At 36.1% G+C, this 1,642-nt stretch carries 2 protein-coding genes; both read left to right on the top strand.

What is annotated here, in order from left to right; genetic code table 11:
* Positions 1 to 459, top strand: a 459-nt coding sequence (locus RAH34_RS22755; RefSeq protein WP_306597673.1) for a peptidoglycan-binding protein LysM, incomplete at its 5' end; no start/stop codon positions are given.
* Between the two features lie 332 nt (positions 460 to 791).
* Positions 792 to 1,337: a peptidoglycan-binding protein LysM gene (locus RAH34_RS22760; protein ID WP_306597674.1), complete on the top strand. Its 546-nt coding sequence runs from the start codon at positions 792 to 794 to the stop codon at positions 1,335 to 1,337.
* Positions 1,338 to 1,642: the final 305 nt, after the last annotated feature.

Consider the following 1,642-nt stretch of genomic DNA (forward strand, 5'->3'; position numbering starts at 1 on the left):
ACTACAACCGTAAACATTACCCTGAATGACGTAATCTCTATCGACGCAGGAAGTACTGCCATTGGTAATACGGTTGACTTCAATTATGCTACTGCAGCAGACTACAACTCTGATCAGACCATTACCAAAGCGAACTCTTTGAAAGTTACTTCTACAAAGAACTTTAATGTTAAAGTAAAAGCAGGAGGTGCTAATTTTATGAATGGAACGAACTTAATCCCTGTGAATGTTTTGACGATCAAAGCAGCTACAGCTGCCGGATCAATGGGGGGAACAAAAAATACTGTAGTTTTATCTGCAACAGATCAGAATTTAGTTACCAATGCCCCGCTAGGAAGTGCATTAACCCTGAACCTGGACTATACTATTCCAGCAGCAAAATCATCATCGTCTGATATTTTAGGTAAACCAGCGGGAACTTATACGCAAACAGTAACTTATACCGCAACTGCTTTATAAATTAATTTTTCATATTAATATTTTGTGATTTGGTGTTTCGAAGGCTTCCTCAGGAGGCCTTTGATTTTGTATGTATTGTACCGATACAGATAAAATTCAAAATCCGGGAATTATATTATGACTGCTTTATAATAAAAAAACACATCAATATACATGCCCTCAGTACCTGTAAAGTGTTGAGGGCTTTTCTATAAACCCAATGGGTAATCCTGTAGTGATTTTACTACGTGAACTTCCTTTTTCCACTACAAAGAAACTTTTAGCACCACTATAAATTTGCAGTATACAAAAGATAACAATTAAGTAAAAAATAACAATAAAATATTACCATCATGAAAAAGCAACTCGTAATCACAGCCTTAACTTTTGGAGCTATCATATTTGGAACTAGCAATGTTCAAGCCCAAAATACAACTGCAACTACAACCGTAAACATTACCCTGAATGACGTAATCTCTATCGATGCAGGAAGTACTGCCATTGGTAATACGGTTGACTTCAACTATGCTACTGCAGCAGACTACAACTCTGATCAGACCATTACCAAAGCGAACTCTTTGAAAGTTACTTCTACAAAGAACTTTAATGTTAAAGTAAAAGCAGGAGGTGCTAATTTTATGAATGGAACGAACTTAATCCCTGTGAATGTTTTGACGATCAAAGCAGCTACAGCTGCCGGATCAATGGGTGGAACAAAAAATACTGTGGTTTTATCTGCAACAGATCAGAATTTAGTTACCAATGCCCCGCTGGGAAGCGCATTAACCCTAAACCTGGACTACACTATTCCAGCTGCAAAATCTTCATCTTATGATATTTTAGGGAAGCCAGCCGGAACTTATACGCAAACAGTAACTTATACCGCGACTGCTTTATAAGTTAATTTTTTTCATATTAATATTTTGTGATTTGGTGTTTCGAAGGCTTCCTCAGGAGGCCTTTGATTTTGTATGTATTGTCCCGATACAGATACAATTCAAAATCCGGGAATTTATATTACGACAGCTTTATAATAGAAATAACAGCAATTTATATACAGCCTCAATACTGTCAAAGTATTGAGGGCTTTTCTATTGATCATATGAATAAACCTTGTAGTGATTTTACTACGTGAACTTCCTTTTTCCACTACAAAGAAACTTTTAGCACCACTATAAATTTGCAGTATACAAAAGATAACAAT

Source organism: Chryseobacterium sp. WLY505, from assembly GCF_030846215.1.
GTDB lineage: Bacteria > Bacteroidota > Bacteroidia > Flavobacteriales > Weeksellaceae > Chryseobacterium.

What these genes read in the sequence shown, in the direction of transcription:
- RAH34_RS22760 (WP_306597674.1), top strand. Translation starts at nt 792, where the DNA reads ATGAAAAAGCAACTCGTAATCACAGCCTTAACTTTTGGAGCTATCATA.